22 protein-coding genes are annotated in these 26040 nt (G+C 50.5%); 18 read left to right on the top strand and 4 right to left on the bottom strand.

The features are described from left to right. The first annotated feature begins 76 nt into the window (after positions 1-76). The 8 genes from Q8K39_RS17095 (at position 77) to Q8K39_RS17060 (ending at position 11319) form a co-directional block, all read left to right on the top strand. Complete coding sequence (locus Q8K39_RS17095) at positions 77-1762, top strand: DNA internalization-related competence protein ComEC/Rec2 (RefSeq protein ID WP_305262043.1); 1686 nt, start codon at positions 77-79, stop codon at positions 1760-1762. 16 nt (positions 1763-1778) lie between these two features. Beyond that, on the top strand, positions 1779-2594 hold the full coding sequence (locus Q8K39_RS17090; protein ID WP_305262041.1) for an alpha/beta fold hydrolase: 816 nt from the start codon (positions 1779-1781) through the stop codon (positions 2592-2594). Positions 2595-2625: 31 nt separating this feature from the next. Then, complete coding sequence (locus Q8K39_RS17085; protein WP_305262039.1) at positions 2626-3570, top strand: lipid A deacylase LpxR family protein; 945 nt, start codon at positions 2626-2628, stop codon at positions 3568-3570. A 111-nt stretch (positions 3571-3681) separates the two neighbouring features. Next, positions 3682-5325, top strand: coding sequence for a CTP synthase (locus Q8K39_RS17080; RefSeq protein WP_305262037.1), 1644 nt, complete (start codon positions 3682-3684; stop codon positions 5323-5325). Between the two features lie 457 nt (positions 5326-5782). Continuing rightward, on the top strand, positions 5783-7066 hold the full coding sequence (gene eno, locus Q8K39_RS17075) for a phosphopyruvate hydratase (RefSeq protein ID WP_305262035.1): 1284 nt from the start codon (positions 5783-5785) through the stop codon (positions 7064-7066). Positions 7067-7152: 86 nt separating this feature from the next. After that, positions 7153-7476 carry a cell division protein FtsB gene (ftsB, locus tag Q8K39_RS17070; protein ID WP_305262033.1) on the top strand — a complete coding sequence of 108 codons (324 nt, stop codon included), beginning with the start codon at positions 7153-7155 and terminating at the stop codon, positions 7474-7476. Between the two features lie 408 nt (positions 7477-7884). Continuing rightward, positions 7885-10149 carry a hypothetical protein gene (locus Q8K39_RS17065; protein ID WP_305262030.1) on the top strand — a complete coding sequence of 755 codons (2265 nt, stop codon included), beginning with the start codon at positions 7885-7887 and terminating at the stop codon, positions 10147-10149. A gap of 57 nt (positions 10150-10206) precedes the next feature. After that, positions 10207-11319: a hypothetical protein gene (locus tag Q8K39_RS17060; RefSeq protein ID WP_305262028.1), complete on the top strand. Its 1113-nt coding sequence runs from the start codon at positions 10207-10209 to the stop codon at positions 11317-11319. 9 nt (positions 11320-11328) lie between these two features. On the opposite strand, the gene Q8K39_RS17055 is transcribed toward Q8K39_RS17060, so the two are convergent. Genes Q8K39_RS17055 through Q8K39_RS17040 form a run of 4 tightly spaced genes read right to left on the bottom strand, consistent with a single transcriptional unit; the run spans position 11329 to position 14710 of the window. Then, positions 11329-12039 carry an ABC transporter ATP-binding protein gene (locus Q8K39_RS17055; protein ID WP_305262026.1) on the bottom strand — a complete coding sequence of 237 codons (711 nt, stop codon included), beginning with the start codon at positions 12037-12039 and terminating at the stop codon, positions 11329-11331. Next, positions 12036-12803, bottom strand: a complete 768-nt coding sequence (locus tag Q8K39_RS17050) for an ABC transporter ATP-binding protein (protein WP_305262024.1) — start codon at positions 12801-12803, stop codon at positions 12036-12038. The genes Q8K39_RS17055 and Q8K39_RS17050 overlap by 4 nt, the downstream gene beginning before the upstream one ends. After that, on the bottom strand, positions 12800-13771 hold the full coding sequence (locus Q8K39_RS17045) for a branched-chain amino acid ABC transporter permease (protein WP_305262022.1): 972 nt from the start codon (positions 13769-13771) through the stop codon (positions 12800-12802). The genes Q8K39_RS17050 and Q8K39_RS17045 overlap by 4 nt, the downstream gene beginning before the upstream one ends. A gap of 18 nt (positions 13772-13789) precedes the next feature. Beyond that, on the bottom strand, positions 13790-14710 hold the full coding sequence (locus Q8K39_RS17040; protein ID WP_305262021.1) for a branched-chain amino acid ABC transporter permease: 921 nt from the start codon (positions 14708-14710) through the stop codon (positions 13790-13792). A gap of 210 nt (positions 14711-14920) precedes the next feature. Here Q8K39_RS17040 and Q8K39_RS17035 point away from each other — a divergent pair, with 210 nt between their 5' ends. From Q8K39_RS17035 to Q8K39_RS16990, 10 genes are read left to right on the top strand one after another with little or no spacing between them, the layout of a single operon-like run. Next, positions 14921-16555: an AMP-binding protein gene (locus tag Q8K39_RS17035; protein WP_305262019.1), complete on the top strand. Its 1635-nt coding sequence runs from the start codon at positions 14921-14923 to the stop codon at positions 16553-16555. 38 nt (positions 16556-16593) lie between these two features. Continuing rightward, positions 16594-17796, top strand: coding sequence for an ABC transporter substrate-binding protein (locus tag Q8K39_RS17030; RefSeq protein ID WP_370868631.1), 1203 nt, complete (start codon positions 16594-16596; stop codon positions 17794-17796). Between the two features lie 57 nt (positions 17797-17853). Next, complete coding sequence (locus Q8K39_RS17025) at positions 17854-20247, top strand: bifunctional salicylyl-CoA 5-hydroxylase/oxidoreductase (protein ID WP_305262017.1); 2394 nt, start codon at positions 17854-17856, stop codon at positions 20245-20247. A gap of 2 nt (positions 20248-20249) precedes the next feature. Continuing rightward, positions 20250-21032, top strand: a complete 783-nt coding sequence (locus tag Q8K39_RS17020) for an SDR family NAD(P)-dependent oxidoreductase (protein ID WP_305262016.1) — start codon at positions 20250-20252, stop codon at positions 21030-21032. A gap of 29 nt (positions 21033-21061) precedes the next feature. Continuing rightward, positions 21062-21607: a MarR family winged helix-turn-helix transcriptional regulator gene (locus tag Q8K39_RS17015; protein ID WP_305262015.1), complete on the top strand. Its 546-nt coding sequence runs from the start codon at positions 21062-21064 to the stop codon at positions 21605-21607. Beyond that, on the top strand, positions 21604-22458 hold the full coding sequence (locus tag Q8K39_RS17010; protein ID WP_305262014.1) for an enoyl-CoA hydratase family protein: 855 nt from the start codon (positions 21604-21606) through the stop codon (positions 22456-22458). The genes Q8K39_RS17015 and Q8K39_RS17010 overlap by 4 nt, the downstream gene beginning before the upstream one ends. Before the next feature lie 14 nt (positions 22459-22472). After that, positions 22473-23654, top strand: a complete 1182-nt coding sequence (locus Q8K39_RS17005; protein ID WP_305262055.1) for an acyl-CoA dehydrogenase family protein — start codon at positions 22473-22475, stop codon at positions 23652-23654. Next, positions 23651-24067 carry a thioesterase family protein gene (locus tag Q8K39_RS17000; protein WP_305262012.1) on the top strand — a complete coding sequence of 139 codons (417 nt, stop codon included), beginning with the start codon at positions 23651-23653 and terminating at the stop codon, positions 24065-24067. Before Q8K39_RS17005 ends, Q8K39_RS17000 begins: the two co-directional genes overlap by 4 nt. Positions 24068-24124: 57 nt before the next feature. Continuing rightward, positions 24125-24517, top strand: a complete 393-nt coding sequence (locus Q8K39_RS16995) for a RidA family protein (RefSeq protein WP_162041041.1) — start codon at positions 24125-24127, stop codon at positions 24515-24517. A gap of 2 nt (positions 24518-24519) precedes the next feature. After that, positions 24520-26031 (top strand): 3-hydroxyacyl-CoA dehydrogenase, encoded by a 1512-nt coding sequence (locus Q8K39_RS16990; RefSeq protein ID WP_305262011.1) that lies wholly within the window; start codon positions 24520-24522, stop codon positions 26029-26031. Positions 26032-26040: the final 9 nt, after the last annotated feature.

Raw genomic sequence — 26040 nt, 5'->3', positions numbered from 1 at the left:
CAATTCGTTTCGAGATAAATGGACGCTTGCCTCAGCATATGTCCATTTTTTTGCTTCAATAAATGGACGTAGGGCGATGCGTCTATTTGCTCCCCCCGTCTATGGCTTGTCCCTGTCCATTTTTCACCAACTTATTCGTACTAAACTGCATATCACCATGGTTGCTGGTTTGTTCGCTGGCCTGGTGTTTTATTTTTGGCGGCATTCTTTCTTTCTGAATCTGGCATTACCCTTGCGTTTGCCTGCACAAAAGGCGGCTGCTTTGGCAGGTGCGCTGATGGCACTGGTTTATGTTGCCCTGGCTGGTTTTGGTTTGCCCGCCCAAAGAACCCTGATCATGCTCAGTGTGGTTGCAGTGGCTGTGTGGACTGGGCGTATCAGCAGTTTTTCTGCAGTCTTGAGTCTCGCACTTGGTCTGGTTGTGCTGGCCGATCCCTGGGCGGTTTTATCGCCGGGATTCTGGTTATCTTTTTCTGCTGTCGCGATTATCGTATTTGCCACAAGCGGGGATGAGCGTCCCAAACCACCGGAAGGGCATACCCAAGGATTACTCTACACCTTGCGCTTAGCATCCTTGATGCAATATGCCGTGACGATAGGCATGATTCCACTCACCATGTTTTTATTTGGGCAAATGTCACTCATCAGCCCTTTGGCGAACGCGGTTGCGATACCCCTGGTCAGCCTGGTGGTCACGCCGCTGACATTGATAGGGAGTGTCATGCCAGATCCCTTGTCGGCGTGGCTGCTGCAAATTTCACATGTTCTTGTGGATTTCCTGGCACGCTTCCTGACTTACTTCAGTGCCTTGCCCTATGCCGTGTGGACTGCACCCATACCTTCATTCTGGCTGTTTGTCCTCGCCATGCTGGGGGTGTTATGGTTATTGGCACCCAAAGCATGGCCTTTGCGTGGTCTGGGCCTTATCTGCTGCTTACCTTTGTTGTTACAAGCGGCAAAAAGGCCGTCAGAAGGCGAATTGCATGTCACCGCGCTGGATGTAGGGCAGGGCATGGCCCTGTTGCTGGAAACCGCACATCATCGGCTGCTGTACGATAGTGGTCAGGGTTTTGGGCTGGAAGCGGATAGCGGTAACCGGGTGATTTTGCCGTATTTGCATGCGCGCGGGATTAATGAGCTGGATGTCATGATGATTTCCCATAATGATAGCGATCATTCTGGTGGTGCCTTAAGCATACTCAAGAATTTGCCAGTTGAGCTATTGAGCAGTTCCCTGAGCCTGGACAGCCCCATCGTTCAAGCCGCAAAACAGCACCGGCGCTGCGTGGTTGGCCAATCATGGCAGTGGGACGGCGTGCATTTTGAAGTGTTGCAACCGGTCGCCGCCAGTTATGAAAGCACGAAATGGAAACCAAATGCCCGTAGTTGCGTGCTAAAAGCGTCAACCAGAATGCATACCATCTTGCTGGCGGGCGATATCGAGGCAATACAGGAAGATGAGTTGGTGAATACCATCCCGCAAAAGCTGAAGGCTGATGTGTTGCTGGCTCCACACCATGGCAGCGGTACATCTTCCACTGCACCTTTCCTGAAGATTGTGCAGCCTGAACTAGCTATCTTTCAAGTCGGCTACCTGAATCGCTATCATCATCCCAAGCCAGAAGTCTTCCAACGCTATGCTGATTTTGGAATAAAACGTCTAAGAACAGATGAATCAGGTGCAATCAGCATACAATTTGGCGCATCATTGAAAACTTCACAATTCAGACAGGAAAATGCGCGTTATTGGTTTGGCCGGTAATGCTATACCCTTAGCTATGAACGAGACTACCGTAAAACCCATCATCCATTTTGTCCACGGCAATAGCTTCCCTTCCGGGACATATCGTATGTTCCTTGATCATTTACGCGCTGACTATGAAGTTCACGCGACCGACATGGTCGGTCATGATCCGGCCTATCCTGTGACAGATGGCTGGCGGAATCTCGTCCAGGAATTGATTGATACCCTGCAGGCAAACTATCAGCAACCTGTGATTTTACTGGGGCATTCGTTGGGTGGAATATTGTCCCTGATGGCCGCCAGGGCCAGGCCAGACCTGGTGCGTGGCGTGGTGGTACTGGATTCGCCTGTAGTGTCTGGCTGGCGGGCGATGCTCTTGCGTATATTTAAGTCCCTTAGACTGGATAAAAAGTTTTCGCCTGCGCGGTTTTCAGAAAGGCGCCGTCATCTCTGGGCAAACGAAGAGGCGGCTTATCAGCACTTCGCCTCCAAAGAAATGTTTGCCATCTGGCCACCAGAAGTCTTGCGTGACTACATGAAAGCAGGGCTTAAACCACATACTGAGGGCGTCACCCTGCGCTTTACCCGCGAAGTGGAAACGGCAATCTACCGTACTCTGCCACATGGTCTCGGTCGGTTGAATAAACGCCCACCTAATGTGCCAGTCGGTTTTGTTGGCGGGACTGAGTCTATCGAATGCCGGCAGGCAGGCCCTCATGCGACAAAGAAATTAATGGGTGATAATTATGTCCTTATTCCTGGCGGTCACCTGATCCCCATGGAAGTGCCCGGCCATACAGCCGCTGCCGTGCTGAGCATGCTGGAGCGCATGAAGCTGAGCTCCAGGTAAATTTCATACAAACCTTATCGCGACAAAATACATGAATCAAATCAAGCCTTTATTGAAATTTTCCACCTCAGTGGCAGCATTGCTTTTCACAGCCAGCGTCTTTGCCCAGGAGTCCTTGCCATCCTGGAACGAATTTACCCAGGTACGCCAGACTGGCAAGACTACTTTGCTAGTGGATATTGATAATGATAGTCTCTTGTTCAAGAAGGATGACGGTTTTTATACCAGCGGCAACAGAATAGGGCAGAGCTTTACCAAAGGGGATGCAGCGCAGGCGCTGACTTATGGCTGGCGACTGGGTCAGGAATTGTATACGGCTTCTGATATCAAGCTGATGCCAAACCAGATTTCCAGAATTGACCACCCATACGCTGGCTGGTTGTTTGCAGGCATCTATCGCGAAAAGAATGAAGCCAATGGCAAAAGCCAGCGCCTTGGGCTAGATATAGGATGCATGGGTCCATGCGCCGGTGGTGAATGGACACAGACGCATTTGCACAGATTGCTGAAGCAACCCCTGCCACAGGGCTGGAGCACGCAGTTGCGTAATGAGTGGGGCGCAGTCCTGTCGGGCGAATATTCGCCAGGCCGTTTTTTAGCTATGTCCAATGTGGATATTTCCCCACGCCTGAAGGGTCGTTTCGGCAATATCTTTACTGATGCCAGTGCTGAGTTGACGCTGCGTGCGGGCAGTCTGAATGCATTGCCTGAACAGCCAGCCAGTTATGGTTTCTTGCGTACAGAACTCAAGGCTGTTGCCTACAATGCAAGCATACAGGGCGGCTATTTTAATAATCAAACTACCGCAGTCAAGCCCAAAAGCCTGGTTGGGGAGTTTGAAATTGGCTATTTTTGGCGTAGTGAAAACTACGGTGCATCAGCATCGTTCATTCGTCGCAGCAATGAAATCAAGGAATTGAGCAACGGTCAGGGTGCGCAGAATTTTGCAAGATTGCAAATTATTTATGCAATGTAAGCCAGACAGTTCCTGAAATTTCCCAGGATTTGCAGGCGGGAATTTTCGCACATCACGGCTTAGTGATGTATAATTCGAATTTCCCGCTTGTGCCGTTCGGCACCTTCTGCAATGACTAAGTTTGTATTCGTTACGGGGGGCGTAGTCTCCTCTTTAGGCAAAGGCATTGCTGCTGCCTCTCTCGCTGCGATCCTTGAATCGCGCGGTCTCAAAGTCACTATGCTCAAACTTGATCCCTACATCAATGTGGATCCAGGTACCATGAGCCCATTCCAGCATGGCGAAGTTTTCGTGACCGATGACGGCGCTGAAACTGATCTGGATCTGGGTCACTATGAGCGTTTCATCACGGCCAAAATGAAAAAGGTGAATAATTTCACCACTGGCCAGATCTATGAATCCGTTATCCGCAAAGAACGCCGTGGCGAATACCTGGGCAAGACTGTGCAAGTTATCCCGCACATCACCAATGAAATCCAGGAATTCATCCATCGTGGCGCAGCTGGTGCTGACGTTGCCCTGGTTGAAATCGGCGGTACGGTTGGTGATATTGAGTCCCTGCCTTTCCTTGAGGCTGCCCGCCAACTGAGCTTGCGTGCTGGCCGTAATGCGGCAGCTTTCGTGCATCTTACCCTGGTGCCTTATGTTGCTGCTGCAGGCGAACTGAAAACCAAGCCCACTCAGCACAGTGTGCAGAAGCTGCGTGAAATCGGTATTTTCCCTGACGCCTTGTTGTGCCGAGCTGACCGTCCTATCCCTGATGATGAACGCGCCAAGATTTCCCTGTTCGCCAATGTGGCTGAAGAAGCCGTGATCTCTGTATGGGATGCGGATACCATCTATAAGATTCCACAGATGTTGCACGATCAGGGTTTGGATAAAATCGTCTGCGATAAACTGGGTCTGTCACCAAAACCAGCTGATCTGGCCATGTGGGACAAATTGATCTATGCGCTGGAAAACCCGAAAGAAGAAGTCACTATCGGTATGGTCGGTAAATATGTCGACCTGACAGAGTCTTATAAGTCTTTGACAGAAGCCTTGCGTCATGCCGGTATCCACACTGAAAGCCGTGTGAATATTGAGTACGTTGATTCTGAAGAAATCGAAGCGCACGGCACCAAGTCGCTGGAAAAATACGATGCCATCCTGGTGCCAGGTGGTTTTGGCAAACGCGGCGTAGAAGGCAAGATTCTGGCAGCCCGCTATGCCCGTGAAAATAAAATACCTTACCTGGGCATTTGCCTGGGTATGCAAGTTGCCCTGATTGAATATGCCCGTAACAAGGCAGGCCTGACCATGGCGAACTCGACAGAATTTGATGCAGAGACAGAGCAGCCTGTGGTTGCCCTGATCAATGAATGGCAGAACCATGATGGTAAAGTCGAAACGCGGGATGAAAATTCTGACCTTGGCGGTACTATGCGCCTGGGTGCACAAACTTGTGCGGTTATTTCCGGTACGTTGGCTTCAGAGATTTATGGCAATGTCGTGACTGAACGTCATCGTCATCGCTATGAAGCCAATAATCATTATCTGGGCCGCGTTGAGGCAGCAGGTCTGATTGTATCTGCCCGTACGCCAACAGAAGATTTGTGCGAAATCATGGAATTGTCACGTGATGTGCATCCTTGGTATCTGGGTGTGCAGTACCACCCTGAATTCAAATCGACACCGCGTGATGGCCATCCCTTGTTTATTTCTTTTGCCAGAGCGGCGATAGACCATAAAAAGGCGCAGGGTAACAAGGCATGAGATGTAAGGGATTTGATGCAGATACCCAGTCGGGTAGTTTGAATGCTGGTTTGTCTGTTATCTGCAAATTCTGATTAAAAAGGCGAGCCACTTTTGCGGCTCGCCTTTTTTGCAAGTTGGTATGTAGTTGCCTGAGGGAATGTTGTTGACATGCCCCCGGTGACTGTACCGACAGGGGATAAGCCAGGCTTTTTGAGCCTGCGTTTGCATGATTTGATCTGTGGTGAAGGTTTTTTTGCTTATCAGCGTAAAAAGCCGCAAGAATAAAGTTTTGTCCGGCTCGAAGTGTCGCCGTAATGGGGTATTATCTGCACCATCATTTTGGCTGTATCAAAGTCATTACAGCAGCCAGCTTTATTTATCTGCAGGCATATCCGGCCAGCAGATGTTTTGCAAATCAGATTCGTATTATTTGTTAGATATTTTGTTCGATATTTTGATTGTTTAGGAGAATTGAATGAGTGCCATCGTTGATATTATCGGTCGTGAAGTTCTGGATTCGCGCGGTAACCCAACTGTTGAATGTGATGTCTTGCTGGAATCCGGTGTCATGGGCCGTGCTGCCGTGCCTTCTGGTGCATCCACTGGTTCCCGCGAAGCGATAGAGCTGCGTGATGGCGATAAGTCCCGCTATCTGGGTAAGGGCGTCCTGAAAGCCTGCGAACATATCAATACTGAAATCGCAGAAGCCATCATGGGCCTGGATGCGAATGAGCAGGCATTCCTGGATCGTACCCTGATCGATCTGGACGGTACTGAAAACAAGAGCCGCCTCGGTGCAAATGCCATGCTGGCCGTTTCAATGGCTGTCGCCAAAGCAGCTGCTGAAGAAGCTGGCCTGCCGCTGTACCGTTATTTCGGCGGTTCAGGCGCAATGCAATTGCCAGTACCGATGATGAACGTCATCAACGGTGGCGCGCATGCTGACAATAATCTGGATATTCAAGAGTTCATGATCATCCCGGTTGGCGCTCCATCTTTCCGTGAAGCGGTTCGCTACGGCGCAGAAGTCTTCCATGCACTGAAAAAAATCCTGCATGACAAAGGTTTGACGACAGCGGTTGGTGATGAAGGTGGTTTTGCTCCTTCCGTAGATAATCACGAATCTGCGATCAAACTGATCATTCAGGCGATAGAAGCTGCTGGCTACGAGCCAGGTACGCAAATCGCTCTGGGCCTGGATTGCGCTGCCAGCGAATTCTACAAAGACGGCAAATACCACCTCGAAGGTGAAGGCCTGACTTTGTCTTCCGCTGACTTCACCAATCTGCTGGCAACCTGGGTTGACAAATATCCTATCATCTCCATCGAAGATGGCATGGCTGAAGGCGACTGGGATGGCTGGGCTATCCTGACTGAAAAACTGGGTAAGAAAGTCCAGATCGTTGGCGACGACTTGTTCGTCACCAACACCAAGATCCTGAAAGAAGGCATACAAAAAGGTATCGCCAACTCCATCCTGATCAAAATCAACCAGATCGGTACTTTGACTGAGACTTTTGCTGCGATCGAAATGGCAAAACGTGCTGGTTATACAGCCGTTATTTCTCATCGTTCCGGTGAAACAGAAGACAGTACTATCGCTGATATCGCCGTTGGTACTAATGCCCTACAGATCAAGACGGGGTCTTTGTCCCGTTCTGACCGTATGGCAAAATACAACCAATTGCTGCGTATTGAAGAAGATTTAGGCGAAATTGCCAGCTATCCTGGTCGCGACGCCTTCTATAATTTGAAGTAATCTGGTATTGTGGTAGCAAAAAGGGGAACGATGTTCCCCTTTTTCTTGTTAGTTTCTTCTTTTGATATTCATTGTTTCAATAGCCCGTGCGTTTGATTGCTCTCTCCTTTGTTGCATTGCTGATGTTGATCCAATACCCGCTGTGGTTGGGTAAGGGGGGCTGGTTGCGTGTGTGGGAGTTGGACAGGCAAGTCGCTCTAGTGAAAAGCAATAATGAAAAATTGAAAGAACGTAACGGCAAACTTGAATCCGAAGTGCAGGATTTAAAAAACGGAACCGATGCTGTGGAAGAGCGCGCCCGCTTCGAATTAGGCATGATCAAGAAAAACGAAATCTTCGTACAAATTCTGGATGCAAATTCTCCCGCGCCCACGTCCGCTGAGCGCGCATCTCCAGCAGTCAAGCCATAAACAACTGCTGCCCGGCAAGCTTCTCGTTTCGCTTAGTTTCGCTTACTCAGTATTGCCATCAGGTCCCCTCTGAATTGATTTGGCAAACAATGAACATACTTTTGTATCCCCCATAGTCTTCGCTTTATGGGCGACAAGGCATATTTATAGTGTTAGAATCTTCAACTTTTCGGCTTTACACTTTGTAACAAACTTGCAGTGTTTGCATGCTTTGAGCATGTTTTTGCACTTTACGTTTGCTATGACAGTCGTGCTTTTTTTGCACAAACCTTCCATTTGCACATGAAAAATAATAAATTTCCATTTTTTGCTTCTCTTCTGCTCTCGACTTTGCTGAGCGCGTGCGGTGGAGGTAGTGGTGGCTCTGCCAGTAACGCCAATACAAATACTGCTGGTTCTGCAGTATCAATGAGTAATGACGCGAGGCAATTTAATGGTGTCGTCGCAAAGGGGCGAATAGCCGGCGGACGTGTTCTTGCCTATAACCTTGATCAGGCAGGAAATAAATCTGCAACGTCTTTTGCCAGCACCATCACTGGCGGTGATGGTGCTTATTCCATTTCACTGCCAGGTAATATCAGCAGCTTTATCATCGAGGTAAGTGCTGCTCCCGGTGCTTTGATGTATGACGAAGCGACTCAGTCAGATTTGCCATTTCCAGAAGGGCTTATATTACGCAGTGTGGTCAAGCAGGGAGCCAATCCTGAGCCTGTTTATTGGGGGAGTGTGACGCCACTGACAGAGTTGATCGTCCAACTGGCTGAAAATGCAGGCGGCCTGACAGCCACAAATATAGACCGTACCAGGGCTGGCGTGCAGGCGATGCTGGGCTTTGATCCACAAAGGGTGTCGGCCATCCATACAACTGCAGATACTTCTCTGAACACTCATGTAGATGAGAAAATCCAAGGGCTCAGCTTGACCGCTATCTCACAGCTGGCTTTGGATAAGGCCTTTGCATGTGATGCCAATACACAAGGTGCGCGAGTTGTTTGCGTGGTCAGGCAAATTGCCAATGCTGGCAAGCTGGAAGGTGGCACACTTAATTTGCGCGATGATGTCCGCCTTGCTTTGCGGGCTAGCCTTGAAAAAGTGGCTGGCGATGAAAATCTCAATAAATCCGGTAAAAGTTCGGTAGCAGGCGTCAGCACATTTACCAATAGCAGCTTGCCTGCTCCAGTACCTGAAGCTGACAAGATAGCAGTGACCAAGCAATTGTTTGGCAGCTTGCGTAGCAACATCTATGCAGTGTCCAATGCGCAAAAAAATGGCGGCCTGGATTTGCGTCTAAACGCAGTCAAGACAGATTTTGAAAAAGCAATTGCACCATTGGATAAAGACTTGCTGGTTTGGTCCAAGACCATTACTGAAGGTATAGACCAATTCAATAAATACAGAAATGGGCAGACTCGTGAAACTGCTGTAAATGGCCTGTTCTATGGACAGACTGCTTTATGGAGTGGTTATCAGAATATAGGCAATCTGGGCGATTGTACTGTCATGCGTGATGCCGTAAACGTGGCAATTACACCTGCACAAGCAGCAGGCATAGAATGCCGTTTTTCACGTTTCATCTTGCCGGGTACTTATAAGTATAATTATAAATACCAGGTTGAATGGGTGGAGCTGGTAGACCGTATCTGGCTGGAGCCGATTGCAAATGATGGAAGCCGTTTTAACTATAAATCTGAACTTGTTCAGCAAAAAGCAGTTTTCGTCTGGAACGAAGAGAAAAATGATTTTCTCAGAAGACCAGTTAAACCTGCAGATGCCGTCACCATGAATGGCAATGCAAATGCAACATATACAGGCCAGATGAGTTTTGCCATGGAGGGCAATAAGCCGTATGCCTTTACGGTTGAAGGTAAGATGCCGCCGCGAACCAATAGCGCAGGTCAGCTGATTTCGGATTTTGAGAGCTGGAGTCTTCGCACTGACCGTAATCAAACCGTCGATGGCAATTTCCGCTATGACTTCAGTGGTGAATTAAAATCCTATGTAAAAGATCAGGTGAGTTCACGTCTGGCATTGGACAAAGGGTCGTATGCGATTGTTGCCTTGAATTACAAAGGTAATCTGCAAAAAAATGGTATCAAAGAATTCAAGCTGGCGATTACTGCTGAAGCTGCCAATAGCAAAGTGCGTGGCGAAATAAAAATCGGCAATGCATCTTCTGATAAAAATGGCTTGAGCTATCAGCCGAACCGCATTGATTTTGTCGGTAGCATCAGCAGTGCAACTGGTTTGGCAAACGTGCTGGAAATTTTCAATGGCCAATTAACGGTAGAGCGTTTTGCCTACAATAATTTTGATAGCAGCAAGCCTGAGTCCGCAAACAATTTTGTTCGCAAAGCGGTAGCGCTGTCTGGTGTAGTGCAGGTGCCAGAACGCCCACCATTGAAATTGAATGTCACAGCCAGTAACGATGCTTTTGGCAGCAATAGTATTCTTGCACAATATATGGACGGCAGCAGTGTCATTAATGCACAAATGAGTGAAAGCCTGAGCAAACCTAGAATAGTACGTGTCAGTAGTTCATCCGGTGTTTCTTTCGATGTATTCGGCAGCAATGAAGTTGCTGACATCCTTCAGAATGGCAGCAAGGTAGGCTGGCTGGATATCAAGGCGGGCCGTATCAGCTATGTTGATGGCAGCTTTGAAACCATCAGGTAATTTGTAAATTGATTGACGGCCCGCTGCATGCCAGCGGGCTATTTTTTTGAGTAGCCCATGTTTTCATCCCGCCTCATATTTTCCCTATTCTGCGCATCACTAAGCCAACAGGCATATGCTTTGGATGTGCTTGCCCCACAAAAGAGTGATGAGGGCTGGCAGGTATTTTCCAATCTGGATTTGTGGGAAGCATCCGACTTCATGCCCACCCGCAAAATCGAGGGCGACTGGAATACAGATTTTTCTCCCAAGGATGGTCCGAATGTCAGTCTGCGGCGTTTGCGGGCAGAACTGGGTGTAGGATACAAAGAGTGGCGCTTGAATCTGGAAGCCCGCCAGGAAGGCATGCTCAAAGCCAGTGCATGTACCCTGGCTTTTGTGAAAGCATATAAGCAAGCTGGTTTGCCACAACAAGCTGTTAATTATCAACTGGATGCACAACTGGAAAGCTGGTCAGGCTTTGGTCTGAGGGCAGGACGCTGGTTCGCTTTTGGTGGCGAATATCAGCCTCGCTTCTTTGCTAGTGCCGTGTATTACATGAAGCCGCAATACCGCTCTACACAGGCAACCGGCGCGGCCAGTTATGTCGATAACCAGCACTACAATTTTTCTGCAACTGAACTGGATGTGAATAGCCGCTACCAATACCTGTTCCAGCAATTTGAACCTGAGGCCAGGGGCTATAGTTCCAGCCTTGCCATGGATTGGCAAATCAATCCGGCATGGCGGGTGCAATATCAGTTGGAGGATGCATTCAACCGCTTTGTTTGGCAAAATTTGCCCGAGCTGCAGCAAAGCCTGAGCTCTGCGGTTGTGCAATATGACAGCAAGGGTTATTTGAATTATCATCCTTTGCTACAAGGTGTAAACCGTCAAAGAACCCGCTCAGTCTCCGTGCCACAAACGCATACAGCGCGCATAGCTTACCAAAACCAGCAATGGGAATTTGCTGCGCAAGTCCGGCATTTTTATGGCGTCAATCTGCCGGTGTTGAGTGTCGCCAATCATTCTGCCTACGGCCGCTTTGATGCCAGCTTTGATACGCGTTATAAATCAGTTGGTATAGGCTGGAGCAATCAGTTCGTGGGTATGCATTTGCAGACGGATAATTTGAACTTGAGTAGAGCTAAAGTATTGGGTCTGGGTGTGCAGACACGCTATCAATTCTAAATGCCAATTCTAAACCCCCACATATTTCTGCCAGGTCTCGGGTGACTGCGTCAGGCTTTCGCTATTGCCATGCCAGACTATCTTGCCTCGTTCCATGATGCTGTGCTGGTCGGCAAGGGGCATGAGTTTTTCTACATATTTATCAATGACCAGCGTGGTTTGCCCCTGGTCACGCAGTTTTCTGAGACAAGCCCAGATTTCTTCGCGCACCAGTGGTGACAAACCTTCAGTCGCTTCATCCAGTATCAGTAAATGCGGGTTGGTCATCAAGGCGCGTGAGATGGCCAGCATTTGCTGTTCGCCACCAGATAACTGGTTACCCATATTGCCTGCACGCTCGGCCAGACGTGGGAACAGCTGATAAATCTCTTTCAGGCTCCACGGCGATTTGCTTTGATTGCGGTTGGCAGCAAAGGCGATCAGGTTTTCCTTGACGGTCAGGTTAGGGAAAATCTGCCTGCCTTCCGGCACCAGGGCTATGCCCATCCTGGCGATTTTATCTGTAGTCATTTTTTCTATGCGCTGGCCCATGAAGCTGATATGGCCGCTATGTGCAGGTGTCAGGCCCAGTATTGAGCGCAAGGTCGTGGTTTTGCCCGCGCCATTACGCCCCAGCAGGCTGGCGACTTCACCCTGGCGTATCTGCAGGTCTATGCCAAACAACACCTGACTGTGGCCGTATGCAGTGGCGATATGCTCGACTTCCAGTATGGTCTTCATGCGACCTCCTTGATTGGCGCACTAACTTCATCACCGAGATAGGCTTTCTTCACTTCTGGATTCTGGCGTATTTGTTCTGCCGTGCCAGTTGCGATGATGGACCCCGCTACCAAAACAGAAATACGGTCAGCCAGCTTGAAGACGGCATCCATATCATGCTCGATCAAGATCACCGCAGCCTTGCCACGCAGGGCCGCAATCAATTCCATCATCTTGCCTGATTCTTCATGTCCGGTTCCTGCCATGGGTTCGTCGAGCAAGAGCAGTTGGGGTTGTGTCGCCAGAGTTAATCCCAGTTCCAGTTGGCGTTGCTCGCCATGCGCGAGTTCACAAGCTTTGCTATTTACTACTTCTGCCAGGCCTATGTCGTTGGCGAGTTGCCGGGCTTGCTCAAAAAGTGCTTGCTCATCTATCGCCTTGCGCCAGAAACGCATGCTGCTGCCAGAACGTGCCTGTATTGCCAGACTCAGATTGTCGATGACAGTAAATGACGGGAAGATATTTGTGATCTGGTAAGAGCGTGCCAGTCCAAGTTTGACGCGTTCATGCATGCTGACGCCAGTAACATCCTCACCATTGAAAATAATCTGTCCCTGGTTTGGTGCAATAGCACCGGATATTTGGTGTATCAGCGTCGTCTTGCCTGCACCATTCGGGCCTATGATGGCGTGGATTTCTCCAGGTAATACATCCAGGCTCAGATTGTTGGTTGCGACCAGACCACCATAGCGTTTGACCAGGCCTTTTAGCTGTAACACGCTCATGCCTGATCCCCTTGAGTTTTTTTCGCGGACATGAATTTTTGTGGCAGGCTGGCCAATCCATTTGGCAAGAGCATGACGACCAGCAGCAGGATAATGCCCAGATATAACTGCCAGTGTATGGTGTAGCCAGACAGGATCTCTTCCAGCATCAACATGAATACCGCACCCAGGATGCCACCTGACAGGTAACCTACACCACCGAGTATCACCATCACCATCAGGCTGCCGGATTGCGTCCAGTGCAAAAGATTGGGACTGACCAACATGTTCTGGTTTGCCAGCAGGGCACCTGCCAGACTGGCGACGCTGCCGGCAATTGCGAAGCACAGCAGTTTGTAGCGAAATACCGGATAACCTATGGCTTCCATGCGGGTTTCATTTTCCTTGATGGCTTGTATCACTCGCCCAAAGTGCGAGTTGATCAGCCGGTAAAGCACAAAAAGAAATGTAGTGCAGATGGCCAACACCAGATAATAAAAATTGCTGTCATTAGCCATGTCCAGCCCGGTCGCCGAACGTTGCGCCAGGCTCAGTCCATCATCACCGCCATAATTTTTCAGTGATACAAACAAGAAGTACAGCATCTGTGCGAATGCCAGCGTGATCATGATGAAATATACGCCGCGCGTCCTGAGTGAGACACTACCTGTCGCCAGTGCCAGCAAAAAGCCCGTCAGCATCGCCGCCGGCCAACTGATCCAGGCGGAACTGATTCCATGTTGCATCAGTATGCCCACCACATAAGCACCGCTACCAAAGAAGGCAGCATGCCCCAGACTGATCATGCCGCCAAAACCCAGTATCAAATTCAGGCTGCTGGCCACCAAGGCAAAAATCATCAGCCGACTTAGCAAGCCTATGTAAAATTCCTGGGCGAAGTAAGTCGCCAGCAGGGGGAAGACAATCAGCGCGCACAAGATGCCAATGCTGGACTTGCGCGATATGCTGTGATGTAGGCTGCTCTGCATGATTGACCTTTTTATTGTTTAGCCGCGTGCAGGGAACAGGCCCTGTGGTTTATAGAACAGCACGGCTGCCATCAATACATAAATCAGTATCGATGCCAGGGCAGGGCCAAGATTGGCTGCTATTTCCAGTGGCATCAACAGCTTCAGCGCACCGGGCAGCAAGGTTTTGCTCAGGGTATCGACCAGGCCTACCAGCAAGGCACCTACCAGCGCGCCGCGTATCGAGCCTATGCCACCAATGACAATGACCACAAACGCCAGTATCAAGATACTTTCACCCATGCCCACCTGTACCGCCAGTATGGAGCCTAACAATGCACCTGCGATGGCGCACAAGGCTGCACCAAAGGCAAACAACAGGGTGAACACCAGCTTGATATTGATGCCCATGGTGACTGCCATTTCCCGGTTCGATGCACCCGCCCGCACCAGCATGCCTATGCGGGTTTTGGTGACCACAAAATACAGCAATCCAGCGACAGCCAAACCGGTGGCAATGATAAAAAGACGGAAAGATGAATAAAAGAAATCAGGCAGCAATTCCAGTGGTTGTGACAACTGTGGCGGAATATTCAGCATCAGTGGCTGCGCACCCCATATCATGCGCGCACCTTCATTGAAGATCAGTATCAAGGCAAAAGTTGCCAGCACATGGGATAAATGATCGCGCTGGTATAAATGCCGGAAGACCACTACTTCCAATATTACGCCCAGCAGTGCGGTCGCTATCACCGCAGCCAGCAGGCCTAGCCAGAAAGAACCTGTCATGCCGGTAAAGCTGGCGGCGAAATAAGCACCTGCCATGTAGAGGGAGCCGTGGGCCAGGTTGATGAAATCCATGATGCCAAAGATCAGCGTCAGGCCTGCTGCCAGCAGGAAAAGCATGAGGCCAAACTGCAAGCCGTTTAAACCGTGCTCCAAGAGTAACGTGATATTCATCCCCTGATCCCTAAATGCTGATGGTGGTGCAGATGTGAAATTACTTTAGGCCTAAAATATACTATAAGCGGCGCAATTGAAAATATTTTCTTTGAGGAAAACTGGATTTTGATGCAAAAAAACACTTTACCTAAAAATAGTTTAGGTTTAAAGTAGTTTGGTGTTTTCGGGGTTGCTGTATCTACATTGTGTACCAAAGCCGGAGAAGAAATGAATTCAACTGTGCTACCAGGGTCTGCCCATCTGGATACCTTTGCTTTTGAGCACTTGCCGCCACGCGAGCAATGGCCTGAACTGATTTTTTCTTTGCCTGAGTTGCAATACCCTGAACGCCTGAATTGTGTTGCCGACTTGCTCGACAAGATGTGTGCGACTGGCCATGCAGACAGTATCGCCATCCGCAGCCAGACAGAAAGCTGGACTTATTCCCATCTGCTGGCTACCGTCAATCGTATTGCCCATGTCTTGCTGGAAGATATGCATTTGCAGCCCGGTAACAGGGTCTTGTTACGCGGTGCTAATAATCCCATGATGGCTGCCAGTGTACTGGCTGTCATCAAAGCGGGTTGCATAGCCGTGCCTACCATGCCCTTGCTACGCGCCAAAGAATTGGGCGTGATCGCGAATAAAGCTGAAATTGCGGCTGCACTCTGCTCAGAAAATCTGCGTGAAGAGATGGAACTGGCAGTACAAGCTAATCCCATATTGACGCAGGTGATGTACTTCAATCATCAGGGCGATGATGGCCTGGAAGCGCTCATGGCTGGTAAATCGCTTGAATTTGCTGCTGCCGATACTCTCGCCGAAGATGTCTGCCTGATCAGTTTTACTTCCGGCACGACCGGCATGCCCAAGGGCACCATGCATTTTCACAGGGATGTGCTGGCTATCTGCGATTGCTTTCCTCGCTCTACCTTACAGTCTGCACAAAGCGATATTTTCATAGGCACACCACCACTGGCGTTTACGTTTGGTCTGGGTGGCTTGCTGCTGTTTCCTTTGCGCGTCGGTGCGACAGCGGTCTTGCTGGAAAAACTGACACCAGAATCCTTGCTGAAAGCCATAGACGAATTCAAGGCTACGGTATGTTTTACTGCACCAACCTTTTATCGCCAGATGGCCACGCTGGCAAAGAATTTTGATTTATCCAGCCTCAAGAAAACTGTTTCTGCCGGTGAAGCCTTGCCCGCTGCGACCCGTGAAGCCTGGCGTCAGGCGACTGGCCTCGTCATGATAGATGGCATAGGCGCGACCGAGATGCTGCATATCTTTATTTCTGCGGCAGGCGATGAGGCGCGGGCAGGGGCAACCGGCAAGCCCATCCCTGGCTACCAGGCTTGTATATTTGATGAGCATGGTGACATGGCTGGCCCCGGTGTGGTTGGTCGCCTGGCAGTCAAGGGGCCGACTGGTTGCCGTTATCTGGCAGATGACAGGCAAAAAAATTATGTCCACCAGGGCTGGAACCTGACAGGCGATGCCTATGAGATGGATGCCGACGGTTACTTCTGGTATCGCGCCCGCACTGACGACATGATTATTTCTGCTGGCTATAACATTGCAGGCCCTGAGGTGGAAGAAGCCTTGCTAAAGCATCCAGCAGTGTCTGAATGTGCAGTCATAGGCCTGGCTGATGAAGAGCGCGGCCAGATCGTCAAGGCCTTTGTCGTATTGAAAGGTGATGCACAGGCATCAGCAGAACTGAGCAAGGAAATCCAGGATTTCGTCAAGAATAGTATTGCCCCTTACAAGTATCCGCGCGCCATAGAATTCATGGCGAGCTTGCCGAGAACTGAAACTGGCAAACTGCAACGCTATAAATTGCGTACACCTGCTGCCAGCTAAATATTAAATATCAAGTATCAGATACAAAAGATTCGCCCATGCCCATTAACCCGAAGGAGACGTCCGTGAAAAAGACCTTGCTGTGTTTATTGTTGTCCGGTATTGCTGCGACCAATGCGAATTGTGCTTTCGCTGCGGACAAAGTCAAAGTAGGCATGGTCACCACCTTGTCTGGTGCGGGAGCTGGCCTGGGTGTTGATATACGCGATGGATTTTCCTTGGCCATGAAGCATCTGGACAATAAATTCGGTAATTTGCCAGTCGAAGTCATTGCGGGTGATGATCAGCAAAATCCTGACGCAACCAAGCAACTGGTGGACAAGCTCATCAAGAAAGACAAGGTCGATTTGATGACCGGCATCGTATTTTCCAATCTGATGCTGGCAGTCGGACCAACAATTTTCGGTGCCAAGGTGCATTACATCAGTGCCAATGCTGGCCCGTCTCAATATGCGGGTGAGCAATGTAATCCTTATTTCTTTAATGTGGCCTGGCAGAACGACAGCCTGCATGAGGCTGTTGGCAAGCAAGTCAATGATAAGGGCTTTAAGAATGTCGCTCTGGTGGCACCCAATTATCCAGCGGGCAAAGATGCGTTGACAGGTTTTAAACGCTACTACAAAGGCAAGGTTGCTGAAGAAATCTATACCAAATTGGGGCAGCTTGATTATGCGACGGAGTTGGCGCAGATACGTGGCCTGAAACCAGATGCCGTCTATATCTTCCTGCCAGGTGGAATGGGTATCAATTTCATCAAGCAATTTGTGGATGCTGGTTTATCCAAGAGTACGCAACTCTTCGGGCCAGGCTTCTCTGCTGATGAGGACATCATCAAAGCAGTAGGCGCGCCCATGCTGGGCATGTTCAATGCATCGCAGTGGGGGCATGATATGGATAATCCGCAAAACAAACGTTTTGTAGCTGACTTCCAGAAAGAATATGGCCGTTTGCCATCACTGTATGCATCACAAGGCTATGACGCTGCCATGCTGATGGATAGTGCTGTGCGCGGGGTCAAGGGCAAGATAGAAGACAAGGATGCTTTGGGTAAAGCCATCAAGGCTGCCAACTTCAAGTCTGTGCGAGGTGACTTCAAGTTCAACAGCAATCACTATCCTGTACAAAATTATTATGCCCGCATTGTCAGCAAGGATGCACAGGGCAGGGTGACCAACAAAACTTTGAGCCCGGTGTTCACTAATCATCCCGATGCCTATGTAGCCTCTTGCAAAATGCAATAAAGCATCGCTCGGCTCGTGAATTGCTCAAAGTAAATATTTATTCTTCAAGGTATTTTAATGAACATCCTATGCATAGGCGGTGGTCCGGCTGGCCTGTACTTCAGCCTGCTGATGAAAAAGCAAAACCCTGCGCACCAGATCTCCATCGTCGAACGCAATCGTGCTTACGATACCTTTGGCTGGGGCGTGGTGTTTTCTGACCAGACCCTGGGTAATCTGGTGAATGCAGATGAACAGACCACCCGTTCCATCTTGCAGTCCTTTAATCACTGGGATGATATCGACACGCATTTCAAGGGACAGGTTGTTACCTCCGGTGGTCACGGTTTTTGCGGCATAGGCCGTAAGCGTTTGCTGAATATCCTGCAAGAGCGTTGTGAAGAACTGGATGTCAAGCTGGTGTTTGAAACCGACGTTACAGACGACCAGACATTGGCGCTGGAATATGATGCCGACCTTGTTATTGCTTGCGATGGCTTGAACAGCCGCGTGCGCACCCGTTACGAGCAAAGCTATCAACCCGATATTGATACACGCAAATGCCGTTTTGTCTGGCTGGGTACCAAAAAACTGTTCTCGGCTTTTACCTTTGCCTTTGAAGAAACCGAGCATGGCTGGTTCCAGGCGCATGCCTATCAATACGACGGCGATACCGCGACCTTTATCGTCGAGACGCCGGAGGAGACCTGGCTCAAGGCTGGCATAGATAAAATGAGTCAGGAAGAAGCCATCGCGTTTTGTGAAAACCTGTTCGCTAAATACCTGGATGGCAATGCCCTGATGTCAAATGCCACGCATTTGCGCGGTTCTGCCAACTGGATCAAGTTCCCGCGCATTATCTGCAAGAACTGGGTGCACTGGAATCAATTGAATAATAAGCGTGTACCCGTGGTCTTGATGGGTGATGCTGCCCATACTGCACATTTCTCGATAGGCTCAGGCACCAAGCTGGCTTTGGAAGATGCAATAGAGCTGGCACGCAGTTTTGAGAAGCATGGTGAGCAAGGTATGGGTGCCGTGCTGGAAGCTTATCAGGACTTGCGTTCAATAGAAGTCTTGAAGATACAAAGCGCCGCCCGCAATTCCATGGAATGGTTTGAAAATGTTCAGCGTTATACCGCCATGGAAGCACCACAGTTTGCCTATTCCATGCTGACACGCAGCCAGCGTTTGTCGCATGAGAACCTGCGGGTAAGGGATGCGACCTATGTACGTAGTTTTGAACACTGGATAGCAGAACAGGCGTATGCTAAAGCTGGCTTGCCAGTACCCAAAACAAAAGTAGCGATTCCACCCATGCTGACGCCTTACAAGCTGCGCGATGTCGTGTTGAAAAATCGCATAGTCGTCTCACCGATGGCGCAATACTCAGCGGTCGATGGTGTGGCTGGTGATTATCATCTGGTGCACCTGGGTAGCCGGGCCATGGGCGGTGCGGGCCTGGTGTTTGCCGAGATGACTTGTGTTTCTGCCGATGCTCGCATCACGCCAGCTTGCCCTGGCCTGTATGCACCTGAACATACACAAGCCTGGAAGCGCATCGTCGATTTTGTCCACACCAATACTGATGCCAGGATCGCTGTGCAGCTAGGCCATGCCGGGGCCAAAGGTTCCACCTGCGTAGCCTGGGAGGGAACAGATCAGCCATTGAAAGAAGGTAACTGGCCGCTGGTGTCAGCGTCAGAGCAGCAATACCTGCCGGGCATTTCGCAAGTTGCGCACGCTGCCACAGCGGCAGATATGCAGCGGATAAAAAATGATTTTATCCAATCGACCAGAGCAGCAGCAGAGGCAGGCTTTGACTGGCTGGAGCTGCATTGCGCCCACGGTTACCTCTTATCAAGCTTCATTTCGCCACTGACCAATCAGCGTGAAGATGAATACGGTGGTTCACTGGAAAGCCGTTGCCGTTATCCGCTGGAAGTGTTTGCCGCCATACGTGCAGTCTGGCCTGCTGATAAACCCATCTCCGTGCGTATATCTGCACATGACTGGGTGGAGGGCGGGATTACGCCTGATGATGCAGTCGCCATCGCCAGGCTGTTCAAGGTAGCAGGTGCCGACATGATAGATTGCTCATCCGGACAGGTCAGCAAACAGGAAAAACCTGTCTATGGCCGCATGTTCCAGACTCCGTTTGCGGACCGCATACGCAACGAAGCGCAAATACCCACCATCGCCGTCGGTGCGATTTTTGAAGCGGATCATGCAAACAGTATCATCGCCGCTGGCCGAGCTGACTTGTGTGCCATCGCCAGACCACACCTGGCTGATCCTGCCTGGACCTTGCATGAAGCAGCCAAACTGGGCTTCACTGACATGTCCTGGCCCAAGCAATATGTCGCCGGAAAAATGCAACTGGAACGCAATCTCGAACGTGATCGGCAAGTCGCCGCAGCCAGCGCCGGTCTGACGCCGCAGCAAGTTGCTGCCAAATTGCTGGAAGGATGAGCATGACAGCGTATCAGGAACGTTTGCAAGGCAGGCATGCGCTGGTTACTGGTGGCAGCAAAGGTATAGGCCTGGCGATAGCGCAAGCCTTGCTCAGCGAAGGTGCGATAGTAACACTGGCAGGCCGTAGTGAAGCGACCTTGCAGGAGGCTGTGGCTTCGCTGATCCATGCCAAAGTGCAGTATGTCGTCATGGATGTTAGCGATGTGCAATCAGTGCAGGCAGCTTTTCAATTATCGCAAGACAGGGATGGTCGTATCGACATCCTCATCAATAATGCTGGACAAGCCAGTTCAGCTTCTTTTCTGAAAACTGATGCCAACTTGTGGCAAAGCATGCTGGACGTGAACCTGAACGGCAGCTTCATTTGCATGCAACAGGCTTTGCCAGCGATGCTGGAAGCGGGCTGGGGCCGTATCGTCAATGTGGTCAGCACGGCGGGTTTGAAGGGATATGCCTATGTCTCTGCCTATTGCGCTGCCAAACATGGCGTAATAGGCCTGACGCGGGCAGTGGCGCTGGAAGTCGCGGCGAAAGGCGTGACCGTGAATGCGGTTTGCCCTGGTTACACCGAAACCGATATCGTGAAAGAGGCAGTTGCCAAGATCGTCGCCAAGACTGGCCGTACTGAAGAACAGGCGAAAGCTGAACTGGCTGCGGGCAATCCGCAAAAACGCCTGGTACAGCCGCAAGAAGTGGCAGATGCAGTGCTGTGGCTATGCATGGATGGCGCATCGGCGATGAATGGGCAGTCTATAGCCGTAGCTGGTGGCGAAGTCATGTGATGAAATCAGAGCAACAAACAAGATCAGGTATGAAAGAAGACAGCAACCCAGTGTTCGACATGGAAACCCGCCTGACGCAAGATGACCATCAGTCCTTGCGACTGTGGTTGCGCATGTTGTCTTGCACCGTGATGATAGAAGGTGAAATTCGCAGCCGCTTGCGCAGCGAATTCGGTATCACCTTGCCACGCTTTGACCTCATGGCACAACTTGAGCGGCACCCAGAAGGCTTGCGTATGGGGGAGTTATCCAAGCGGATGATGGTCACCGGCGGCAATATCACTGGCATTACCGATCAGCTGGAACAAGAAAAACTGGTTACCCGTGTCGCTGATCTTAAGGATAGACGTGCTTACAGCGTCAAGCTGACCCCTGCTGGTCGCCGTGCCTTCAAACGTATGGCAGCGGTACATGAAGCATGGATAGCCGATATGTTTTCTGGTTTGCAGACTGAACAGAAAAGCAAATTATTTGAATTGTTGTCGCAAGTGAAAACGCATTTGCACGAACCTTTGCACGAATCTGGCACTGACAACAATATAGACAACAACCCTGAGCAGGAAAAAGCTATATGAAATACCTACCCGGACAGCCCCAGGATTTACCTGGCAATCGCCAGCAACTGGCAAACTATGCAGCACAGCATTTTACCTATGCAGTCGATGCTGGCGTTGCCACCATCACCCTGAACCGGCCTGAGCGCAAAAACCCGCTGACCTTCGATTCTTATGCAGAGTTGCGCGACTTGTTCCGTACTTTGTCGTATGGTGATGATGTCAAGGCCATCGTTATTACCGGTGCTGGTGAAAACTTTTGTTCTGGCGGTGATGTGCATGAAATCATAGGCCCACTGACCAAGCTCGATATGCGAGGTCTGCTGAGTTTTACCCGCATGACGGGTGATCTCGTCAAGGCCATGCGCGCTTGCCCGCAGCCGATTATTGCAGCGATTGATGGTGTCTGTGCCGGTGCAGGTGCCATCTTGGCGCTGGCCTCTGATATCCGCATAGGCACAGCACGTAGCAAGACTGCTTTCCTGTTCACCCGGGTTGGTCTGGCTGGTTGCGATATGGGTGCCTGCTCCATTTTGCCGCGCATCATAGGACAGGGGCGAGCATCAGATTTGCTGTATACAGGGCGCTCGATGTCAGGCGAAGAAGCAGAGCGCTGGGGGTTTTTCAATCGACTGGCAGCGCCGGAAGATGTGCTGGCAGAAGCGCAGGACTATGCGAAAAACCTGGCCGAAGGCCCGAATTTTGCTCATGGCATGACCAAGAAAATGCTGCAGCAGGAATGGAACATGGGCGTCGATGAAGCCATAGAAGCGGAAGCACAGGCCCAGGCTATCTGCATGATGACCAATGATTTTCATCGTGCCTACCATGCCTTCGTTGCCAAGCAAAAACCTGTCTTTGAAGGGGATTGAGCATGACGCATATTATGACTGACACTAGCTATTTGGACTGGCCCTTCTTTGATGAAAAGCACCGTGAATTGCAACGCACGCTGGATACATGGTCTGCAGAAAACCTGCCTGATCATCATGCTGCGGATGTTGATCAGGCTTGCCGCAATCTCGTCAAGCAGCTAGGCGCGGCTGGCTGGCTCAAGAATGCCATAGGCGGCAGTGCCTATGGCGGCAATGCTGACGTCATTGATACCCGTGCCATCTGCCTGATACGCGAAACCTTGGCCCGTCATTCGGGTCTGGCAGATTTTGCCTTTGCCATGCAAGGGCTGGGTTCAGGAGCGATCAGCCTGCATGGCACAGATGCGCAAAAGCAAACTTATCTGAGCAAGGTAGCCAAAGGCGAGGCGATTGCTGCTTTTGCCCTGTCCGAGCCTGAAGCAGGTTCAGATGTGGCAGCCATGCAATGTGCGGCAGAATTTGTCGCCGATGCTGATGGTGGTCACTATATATTGAATGGTGAGAAAACCTGGATTTCCAACGGCGGCATTGCCGACTTTTATGTATTGTTCGCCCGCACTGGCGAAGCGCCGGGTGCGCGTGGCATCACTGCCTTTATCGTTGATGCTAACTTGCCTGGCTTTGAGATTGCCGAACGTATCGATGTGATTGCTCCACATCCGCTGGCGCGCCTGAAGTTTACTAATTGCCGCATCCCGGCAACACAGCGTTTGGGTGAGGCAGGGCAGGGCTTCAAGGTAGCAATGGCGACGCTGGATATCTTCCGTACCTCCGTGGCTGGTGCTGCGCTTGGCTTTGCCCGTCGTGCCATGGATGAAGCCATGCACAGAGTAACGGCGCGCAAGATGTTTGGCCAGACTCTGGCTGATTTTCAAATGACGCAGGCCAAACTGGCACAGATGGCTACGACCATAGATAGCTCGGCTCTGTTGATTTACCGCGCAGCCTGGCAAAGAGACCAGGGCCGGAAGGTCACCAAAGAAGCCGCCATGGCCAAACTGACTGCGACTGAAGGTGCACAGCAAGTGATAGATGCAGCGGTGCAGATGTTTGGTGGCCTGGGTGTGGTTTCAGAAGTGCCGGTGGAGCGCCTTTACCGTGAAATCCGTTCTCTGCGTATTTATGAAGGGGCGACGGAAGTGCAGCAACTGATCATAGGCCGTGAATTGCTGAAAGAGTTCGCTTCCGCATGATTTTTACGGCTGAGTTGCCCATACGCTTTGCTCACTGCGACCCGGCAGGCATCGTGTTTTATCCGCGCTATTTTGAAATGATGAATGGTGTGGTGGAAGACTGGTGCGCACAAGGCCTGACTTGCAGTTTTCATGAAATGCATATTGCACGTGGCATAGGTTTGCCTACCGTGCATCTGGAAACGGATTTCATCAAGCCGGCAGAATTGGGTGAAAGCTTGCTGGCAGAATTGATCTTAACGAAGCTGGGCAAGAGTTCAGTTGAACTGCAAATTTGCTTTAGCGGGCCACAACAGGATGTTCGCTTGAAAGCCAGGCTGGTTCTGGTCATGATGGATTTGAAATTGCGCAAGGCGGTAGCCATACCTGATGAACTGCGTACTGCCATGCTGAAGTATTGCAATATTAGATAGATATAATGGACTTTTCAGACTTTAGGAGCTGAATAGTCATCAATGAAAGGATAGATGATGGACATTTTGCAACCTCCGGGCTGGGCCAGGCCACGTGGCTATTCAAATGGCATTTCTGCAAGTGGCCGTACTGTTTGCGTCAGCGGCATGGTGGGTTGGGATGCGCAATGCGCCTTTCAGACCGATGATTTTGCAGGCCAGGTAAGACAGGCCTTGCAGAATATCGTTGAAGTATTGACAGAGGCAAATGCCAAACCTGAGCACATAGTGCGCATGACCTGGTACGTCATCGATAAAAAAGAATATGTAGGAGCCTATAAAGAAGTGGGCGAAGCCTATCGCGATATTATAGGTCGCCATTACCCAACCATGACAGCCGTGCAGGTGGCAGGCTTGATTGAAGACAGAGCCAGGGTAGAGATAGAAGTCACTGCCATCGTACCGGAGTAAATATGCAGACCAGTATTGCAGTTGTAGGTATTGTCGGTGCGGGTGCCATGGGGCGCGGTATAGCCCAGATTGCGGCACAGGCAGATTTTACTGTGCTCTTGTTTGATGTACAGGCAGATGCCGCCAGCAAAGCCAGTCAGCTGATTGCTGAACAATGGCAAAAAATGCTGAGCAAGGAAAAACTCAGTGCAGAACAATATCAGCGTGCTGTGGAAAACCTGCAAGTTGTTAATAGCGTCCAGGAGTTGGCAAAGTGCGATCTGGTGGTTGAGGCAATTGTTGAAAAGCTGGATGTCAAACGTGCTTTGTTCCAGCAACTGGATGCCATCGTCAGCGACACTTGCATACTGGCGACTAATACTTCGTCTTTGTCAGTGACCGCTATTGCGGCGGGCACAAAAATACCTGAGCGTGTCGCAGGCCTGCATTTCTTCAATCCTGTCCCCCTGATGAAGGTGGTTGAGGTCATTGATGGGTTGCTGACCGACTCTGCGGTTGCAGAGCAACTTATGACTTTCTCCACACAAATCGGGCATTTGCCGGTACGTGCCAAGGATACACCGGGTTTTATCGTCAATCATGCAGGCCGTGGCTATGGCACGGAAGCCCTGCGGATATTGCAAGAGAATGTCGCCAGCTTCCGCCAGATAGACCAGATCATGCGTGAGGCGGCGGGTTTCAAACTGGGACCGTTTGAATTGCTGGACCTGACCGGGCTGGATATATCTCATCCAGTCATGGAAGCGATTTATCATCAGTATTATGAAGAGCCACGCTATCGTCCCAGCGTCATCACGGCACAGCGAGTACATGCAGGTGTGCTGGGACGTAAGACTGGACGTGGATTTTATAACTATACTGGCAATCAGGATGTGCCAGCGGTTCCTGAACAGCAGTCTGCGTGGGTGGGGCCAGTATGGATCAACCAGGAAAACGCTGACGCGGTGCCAGCGCTGCTTGCCTTGTTTGAGCGTTGCGGCGTTACTATCGAAAATGGTGAGCAGCCATCTGCAGAGGCGCTGTGTATAGTCAGCCCATACGGTGAAGATGTCAGCACCTGTGTGGCGAGAGCCGGGCTGGATGCCCGCCGTACTCTTGGCATAGATGCCTTGACTGTTTGCCAGGGACATCTGAGCCTGATGATGAATCCCGCTACAGATGCAAACCTTGCAGCACAATGCCAGTCCCTGCTGCAAAAAAGCGGGCAGGGCGTCAGCCTGATACAGGACAGTGCCGGTTTCGTGGTTCAGCGCATTCTGGCGACCATTATCAATATCGCTAGCGACATAGCCCAGCAAGGAATATGCAGCCCGCAAGACCTGGACAAGGCAGTGGTATTAGGCCTCGCTTATCCAGCAGGGCCACTGGCTTGGGGCGACAAACTCGGCACTTCGCGTATACTATTGGTTTTGCGGAACTTGTATGCCAGTACTGGCGACCCGCGCTATCGACCCAGCCCCTGGCTGGTACGCAGGGCGCAACTGGGTTTATCCTTGCTGCATTTGCCACAATAGTGGACTGTA

The organism is Undibacterium sp., from assembly GCF_030683615.1.
In the GTDB taxonomy this organism is placed as follows: Bacteria; Pseudomonadota; Gammaproteobacteria; order Burkholderiales; family Burkholderiaceae_D; genus Undibacterium; species Undibacterium umbellatum.
This window is presented reverse-complemented; position numbering and strand designations above follow the sequence as displayed.

What these genes read in the sequence shown, in the direction of transcription:
- Q8K39_RS17095 (WP_305262043.1), top strand. Translation starts at nt 77, where the DNA reads ATGCGTCTATTTGCTCCCCCCGTCTATGGCTTGTCCCTGTCCATTTTT.
- Q8K39_RS17090 (WP_305262041.1), top strand. Translation starts at nt 1,779, where the DNA reads ATGAACGAGACTACCGTAAAACCCATCATCCATTTTGTCCACGGCAAT.
- Q8K39_RS17085 (WP_305262039.1), top strand. Translation starts at nt 2,626, where the DNA reads ATGAATCAAATCAAGCCTTTATTGAAATTTTCCACCTCAGTGGCAGCA.
- Q8K39_RS17080 (WP_305262037.1), top strand. Translation starts at nt 3,682, where the DNA reads ATGACTAAGTTTGTATTCGTTACGGGGGGCGTAGTCTCCTCTTTAGGC.
- eno (WP_305262035.1), top strand. Translation starts at nt 5,783, where the DNA reads ATGAGTGCCATCGTTGATATTATCGGTCGTGAAGTTCTGGATTCGCGC.
- Q8K39_RS17065 (WP_305262030.1), top strand. Translation starts at nt 7,885, where the DNA reads ATGAGTAATGACGCGAGGCAATTTAATGGTGTCGTCGCAAAGGGGCGA.
- Q8K39_RS17060 (WP_305262028.1), top strand. Translation starts at nt 10,207, where the DNA reads ATGTTTTCATCCCGCCTCATATTTTCCCTATTCTGCGCATCACTAAGC.
- Q8K39_RS17055 (WP_305262026.1), bottom strand. Translation starts at nt 12,039, where the DNA reads ATGAAGACCATACTGGAAGTCGAGCATATCGCCACTGCATACGGCCAC.
- Q8K39_RS17050 (WP_305262024.1), bottom strand. Translation starts at nt 12,803, where the DNA reads ATGAGCGTGTTACAGCTAAAAGGCCTGGTCAAACGCTATGGTGGTCTG.
- Q8K39_RS17045 (WP_305262022.1), bottom strand. Translation starts at nt 13,771, where the DNA reads ATGCAGAGCAGCCTACATCACAGCATATCGCGCAAGTCCAGCATTGGC.
- Q8K39_RS17040 (WP_305262021.1), bottom strand. Translation starts at nt 14,710, where the DNA reads ATGAATATCACGTTACTCTTGGAGCACGGTTTAAACGGCTTGCAGTTT.
- Q8K39_RS17035 (WP_305262019.1), top strand. Translation starts at nt 14,921, where the DNA reads ATGAATTCAACTGTGCTACCAGGGTCTGCCCATCTGGATACCTTTGCT.
- Q8K39_RS17030 (WP_370868631.1), top strand. Translation starts at nt 16,594, where the DNA reads ATGCCCATTAACCCGAAGGAGACGTCCGTGAAAAAGACCTTGCTGTGT.
- Q8K39_RS17025 (WP_305262017.1), top strand. Translation starts at nt 17,854, where the DNA reads ATGAACATCCTATGCATAGGCGGTGGTCCGGCTGGCCTGTACTTCAGC.
- Q8K39_RS17020 (WP_305262016.1), top strand. Translation starts at nt 20,250, where the DNA reads ATGACAGCGTATCAGGAACGTTTGCAAGGCAGGCATGCGCTGGTTACT.
- Q8K39_RS17015 (WP_305262015.1), top strand. Translation starts at nt 21,062, where the DNA reads ATGAAAGAAGACAGCAACCCAGTGTTCGACATGGAAACCCGCCTGACG.
- Q8K39_RS17010 (WP_305262014.1), top strand. Translation starts at nt 21,604, where the DNA reads ATGAAATACCTACCCGGACAGCCCCAGGATTTACCTGGCAATCGCCAG.
- Q8K39_RS17005 (WP_305262055.1), top strand. Translation starts at nt 22,473, where the DNA reads ATGACTGACACTAGCTATTTGGACTGGCCCTTCTTTGATGAAAAGCAC.
- Q8K39_RS17000 (WP_305262012.1), top strand. Translation starts at nt 23,651, where the DNA reads ATGATTTTTACGGCTGAGTTGCCCATACGCTTTGCTCACTGCGACCCG.
- Q8K39_RS16995 (WP_162041041.1), top strand. Translation starts at nt 24,125, where the DNA reads ATGGACATTTTGCAACCTCCGGGCTGGGCCAGGCCACGTGGCTATTCA.
- Q8K39_RS16990 (WP_305262011.1), top strand. Translation starts at nt 24,520, where the DNA reads ATGCAGACCAGTATTGCAGTTGTAGGTATTGTCGGTGCGGGTGCCATG.